The organism is Plectonema radiosum NIES-515 (assembly GCF_025753815.1).
Lineage (GTDB): Bacteria > Cyanobacteriota > Cyanobacteriia > Cyanobacteriales > Nostocaceae > Hassallia > Hassallia radiosum_A.
On sequence record NZ_JAOWRF010000329.1, the window covers coordinates 1 to 5,172 of the forward strand.

The following is a 5,172-nucleotide window of genomic DNA, read 5'->3' on the forward strand; positions in this document are numbered from 1 at the left end:
ACGCTTCCCCCACACCACGCTTCCCCCACACCACGCTTCCCCCCCTCAGCACTCTTGTTGCTAATTGGTCTTCCTGGTAGCGGGAAGTCCACTTTAGCGAAAGAATTACTGATAGAGTGTCCCCAGAGACAGCTGATTTCTAGCGATGCCATCCGGGGACAACTTTTTGGTGATGAGGCGATTCAGGGAGTGTGGATGCGGGTTTGGCGAGAGATTCAGCGGCAACTTCACCAGGCAGTGACGACGCATAGCACAGCAATTTATGATGCTACCAATGCCCCACGACGCAACCGGCGCGAAGTCATTTATACAGCCCGCGAGTTAGGTTTTACTCACATTACCGGGATGTGGCTGGATACACCGATTTGGCTGTGTTTGGCACGTAATAAAAAGCGGCTGAACCCGGTTCCTGAAGAAGTCATCTTTCGGATGCATCGTCAACTCCGGGATGCACCCCCAAGCTTGGAGGAGGGACTAGACGAGCTGGTTTGGTTTTCTCCAGCGCGGGAGTATTGCAACTTTTAGGACGAAAGGTGTGGAAATTGCCCTCATAGTGTCAGCAACAACCCCACTTGATTTTTGAAGTATGTTTGTTAATTTAAAATCATAGTTTGTTTGCGTGGCATTATACCTGGGAAACAACTTATCTCACATCTTACATAAAAACTTAACGGGAATTTCTATAGGAGGCTGATAGATGGCTACAACCGATTTTAAAGACTATTATGCAATTTTGGGAGTTAATAAAACTGCCACTCCAGAAGAAATTAAACAAGCTTTTCGTAAACTAGCTCGCAAGTATCACCCTGATGTCAATCCTGACAACAAACAGGCAGAAGCAACCTTCAAAGAAGTTAATGAAGCTTACGAAGTTTTGTCAGACACAGACAAACGTAAAAAATATGACCAATTCGGTCAATACTGGAATAAGGTTGGTCAAGGCTTTCCTTCTGGTGGTGCTGGTGTCGATATGGGCAATTTTGACTTCGGTCAATACGGCAGCTTTGACGAGTTTATCAATGAGTTGTTAGGACGCTTTGGTGGCAGTACAGGCAGTCGTACTAGACAACAAAACTATTCTTACAGCACTTCCACAAACGGACAAACTGGTTTTGGTGGCTTTAACGATTTTGGCTTTCAAGATCCAAGTGCGGGTGCTACGGCATCCGATAGCGAAGCTGCGATCGCTTTAACTTTCGGTGAAGCCTTTCACGGTGTCCAAAAACGCTTCAGTTTAAATAACGAAACAATTGATGTCCGCATTCCCGCAGGTGCTAAATCCGGTACTCGTCTGCGTTTGCGTGGCAAAGGTCAAATTAATCCTTTCAATCAACAACGAGGCGATTTATACTTGCGCGTAGAACTTCAGCCGCACTCGTTCTATCAATTTGAAGGCGATAATTTGGTGTGTGAAGTGCCAATTACCCCAGATGAAGCCACCTTGGGAGCCTCAATTGATGTCCCCACACCTGATGGTATGGTTAATGTCAAGCTGCCTGCTGGAGTGCGTTCTGGTCAATCTTTGCGTTTGCGCGGTAAAGGTTGGCATTTACCCAAGGGTGGACGCTCCGATCAGTTAGTGAAAGTGGCGATCGCTCCACCAAAAGACCTCAGCCAACAAGAGCGCGAATATTATGAAAAACTCCGCGCTATCCGTACTTACAATCCTCGCAGTCATTTAGAGCAAGTTAAGCTGTAAAGTTTGAACCGCAGATGAACACAGATAAACGCGGATTTTTATCTGCGTGTATCTGCGTGTATCTGCGGTTGCAATAATCCAAAATTTTTCAACCTGGATTTGATTGCGCCATTCGAGCTTGGAAGATAGACTTAAAGTCTTGAATCATTTCTGGGGTTGCTTCGGTAGTTTGCCACGTCGGACGTGCCATCAAGCGATCGCACCAAGCACTCAATTTGGGATAATCACTTAAAGACACGCCAAGCCCTGCCAATAAGGGTATAATAGTTCCGGCAACAGTTTCGGCAAGAGTTAAATTTTCACTGCCAAAGTAAGGGCGATGGTCAAGTAAATTTTCAAACAACTTGAATACTATTGACGCTTTCTGCTTTCCCTGCTCGATTTTTTCTGGATCTCCAGGCAAGCCTAACATCACTGGAAACAGTGGAGTTGTCGCCGGCAACAATTCATTAACAGTCACTAGTTCCACCATTTTGACAATTGCTAAATCCTTTGCATCTTTAGGCAACATTGCAGGGGTGGGATATTTTGCTTCTAAATACTCTAAAATTGCCAAGGATTCTATTAAATTAAAGCCGTCATCCACCAAAACTGGAATGTGGTGAAAGGGGTTAACCGCTAAAAACTCTGGTTTCAACTGTTCCCCATCAAGTTTAACTTCTACCAGTTCAAACTCAACTTTTTTCTCAAGTAGCGTAATCCAGACACGGCGCGAATTTGGTGAAATTGGTGCGTGATATAGCTTGATCATAACAAAACCTCACCGTTTTATGAAAAGACTATGGACAAGCTTAATTATAAGGTGTAGAACTACCGGAAAAAATCTAACGTACTAAGCACTCTCCGTGCTTAAAAGTCTTGTAGATTTAAGCACTCTCCGTGCTTACTACGATTCATTAAACTGCTCTAATAATGTCTCAATGCTGGCGTTATGATCCAAAAAGGAAAATAAATGCCGATAGCGTAGTCTGCCTTGTTTATCTAACATAAACTGCGCTGGTAAAGGTGCGCCTAATGCTTGCCCAGTTTTATATGTACGAAAGACACGACAGGTAGGATCGCTCAGTAGAGGCATTTTTAATTTTAAATCTCTAATGACTATTTGACTTTGCCGTTCGTCGGTACTGCTAATCATCAAAACTTCTATACCACGATTTGTAAATTGCTCATAGTTCTCATTTAATGCTTTGATGTGAGGAAAGCAAAAGGGACAATATTGCTTTTCGGTGAAGATGCGTGTAAAGGCAAGTAATACTGGTTGATTACCTCTGTAATTTGATAACTTTACTAATGTGCCGTTGGTAATATCTGGTAGTTGAAAATCTGGTGTTGCTACTCCCAAAAAAAGCTTACTTGTCGCTGGAATTGGCAGAAAGTTGCTCCAGAAGCGCTCGTTAAATAAGCCCCTAAAATCATTTGAAGTCAGCACAATGTTATTTCCTGTAAGTAAATGATAAAAAATATAAGTTGAGATTTTTACGCTTTTAAAATGTTAGTTTTCAACTGAATAAAAATGCTTATTCGCTACGACCAACTAACCACTAACCACCAACTACTAACTATTACCTCATAAGAAAACACAGATAAACACCGAACTTAACACCAATTAATTTATCTTGCGTGTTTATAAGAGTGTTCATCTGTGGTTATTATGTATTGTGTCCCAATTAAACTGCGGATGGAATTTTGCTTTCTTTGCGATTAGATAGCAGCGAAGTAGACTTTGGATTTCTCTGGGTCGGGAACCATTGTTTGGTCTCCGGGTTGCCAACCCGCAGGGCAAACTTGGTCGGGGTTGGACTGGACGTGTCTAATTGCTTGTAATGTCCGCAGAGTTTCATCGACGCTGCGACCAAAAGCTAGGTTGTTAATGGTAGCGTGCTGAATGACACCATCTTTATCGATGATGAACAGACCACGCAAGGCAATACCTGCTGCTGGATCAAGAACGTTGTAAGCGGCGCTAACTTCTTTCTTGATGTCAGATACTAGAGGATAATTGAGATCGCCAACTCCACCAAACTTGCGCTCGCTCTGAATCCAAGCCAGATGGGAGAACTCGCTATCAACGGAAACAGCAAGAATTTCGGTCTCCAGTTTATTGAATTCTTCGTAGCGATCGCTAAATGCTGTGATTTCTGTCGGGCAAACAAAGGTAAAGTCTAGGGGGTAGAAAAACAGGACAACATACTTGCCGCGATATTCCGACAGTTTAATTGTCTTAAATTCCTGGTCTACCACAGCGGTTGCTGTAAAGTCGGGAGCCTGTTGACCTACCCGAAGGCATCCTTCTGCTGAATAAGTGAGGGGCATTAACTTAATTCTCCAAAGAACTTATATTTGTCTATCAGCTTAGTAGTTTGGGGAGCGTTAAAACTCACCTTTCCAAGCCATCACAGTTTTAATTACGATCTGTTACGACTATATCATAGTCATAACGATTTTGAGTAGCCCATGAACGATTTAGATACAAGAGAATGGTTGCTAACCAATGGCATGGGAAGTTTTGCCAGTGGTACAGTTTCTGATGTACGCACGCGCACTTATCACGGCTGGCTGATTGCCGCTACCAGTCCACCTTCCGGACGCACCCTGTTGTTTTCGCACCTAGAAGCTAGTCTGGAACTACCGAGACGGGTAGTGGCACTAGGGACAAATTTTTGGGGTAGCGGTCAAGTTGAGCCAACAGGATATAAATTGCAACGCTCTTTTGAGATTAACCCAGTCCCAAAATGGATTTGGGGTGAGGATGACTGGCAGTTAAGCAGACAATTGCTCATGCCTTCTGGGATGGTTCAAGAAGAGGGGCAAGAGGGTTTGGGGGGGAATTTCTCGCACTCGGACACTCGGACACTCCAGAACTCTCCCCATCTCCCCATCCCCCCCTCCTCTATAACTCATCGCATTTTGATTCACTATCGCTATGAGGGTAAAGATGCGGCAATTTTAAGGCTGCGACTGCTAATAGGCGATCGCGATTTTCATCATCAACTCATAGCAACTAAAGAATTACACTTCTCACAAATGTTAGGACAACAGCAAGTGTGTCTGCAAGCGAGAAATTCCGGCAACTTCGGCACACCTTGGCATTTGCGCTGGCAACTCGGAAATTACCAACCAGACACCGTTTGGTATTGGAATTATCAATTGTTAGAAGAGACACAGCGGGGATTAGGCGATCGCGAAGACTTGTTCAGTCCTGGTTATTTAACAGTCGCTCTCAATCCAGGAGATGCAGTCACTTTAGAAGCACGAGTAGGTTTTCCCGAACCCACGTCAGATGTCTTGACTTCAGAAACCTTTGCACAAGCTTTGGAAGCAGAACAGGAAAGACTTTCCCAGATTTTTGCATGTGGAGTGGGAGGAGTGGGGGAAGCGTGGTGTGGAGGAGGGAAAAACAAGGGAGACTCCAAGGAGACTCCAAGGAGACTCCTTGGAGATACACAGAACGTGGGAAATATCTTTTCCCCCCC

Annotated in this window: 6 protein-coding genes; 3 read left to right on the top strand and 3 right to left on the bottom strand. The window is 44.2% G+C overall.

Annotation, left to right across the window (positions count from 1 at the left end):
* Positions 1-525, top strand: a 525-nt coding sequence (locus OGM63_RS23245; RefSeq protein ID WP_318528532.1) for an AAA family ATPase, incomplete at its 5' end; no start/stop codon positions are given.
* A gap of 172 nt (positions 526-697) precedes the next feature.
* Positions 698-1,699: a DnaJ C-terminal domain-containing protein gene (locus OGM63_RS23250; protein ID WP_263748041.1), complete on the top strand. Its 1,002-nt coding sequence runs from the start codon at positions 698-700 to the stop codon at positions 1,697-1,699.
* 88 nt (positions 1,700-1,787) lie between these two features.
* Here the strand turns inward: OGM63_RS23250 and OGM63_RS23255 are convergent, their stop codons facing one another.
* The 3 genes from OGM63_RS23255 to OGM63_RS23265 form a co-directional block, all read right to left on the bottom strand.
* Positions 1,788-2,450 (bottom strand): glutathione S-transferase family protein, encoded by a 663-nt coding sequence (locus OGM63_RS23255; RefSeq protein WP_263748042.1) that lies wholly within the window; start codon positions 2,448-2,450, stop codon positions 1,788-1,790.
* 135 nt (positions 2,451-2,585) lie between these two features.
* Positions 2,586-3,128 (bottom strand): peroxiredoxin family protein, encoded by a 543-nt coding sequence (locus OGM63_RS23260; protein ID WP_263748043.1) that lies wholly within the window; start codon positions 3,126-3,128, stop codon positions 2,586-2,588.
* Positions 3,129-3,400: 272 nt separating this feature from the next.
* Positions 3,401-4,012: a peroxiredoxin gene (locus OGM63_RS23265; protein WP_263748044.1), complete on the bottom strand. Its 612-nt coding sequence runs from the start codon at positions 4,010-4,012 to the stop codon at positions 3,401-3,403.
* A gap of 141 nt (positions 4,013-4,153) precedes the next feature.
* Between OGM63_RS23265 and OGM63_RS23270 the strand changes: the two genes are divergently transcribed.
* Positions 4,154-5,172 (top strand): glycogen debranching enzyme N-terminal domain-containing protein (locus OGM63_RS23270; RefSeq protein ID WP_263748045.1); only part of this gene is annotated, 1,019 nt, incomplete at its 3' end.

Bases quoted from the DNA above. Each gene is read 5' to 3' on its own strand.
- OGM63_RS23250 (WP_263748041.1), top strand. From the start codon at position 698: ATGGCTACAACCGATTTTAAAGACTATTATGCAATTTTGGGAGTTAAT.
- OGM63_RS23255 (WP_263748042.1), bottom strand. From the start codon at position 2,450: ATGATCAAGCTATATCACGCACCAATTTCACCAAATTCGCGCCGTGTC.
- OGM63_RS23265 (WP_263748044.1), bottom strand. From the start codon at position 4,012: ATGCCCCTCACTTATTCAGCAGAAGGATGCCTTCGGGTAGGTCAACAG.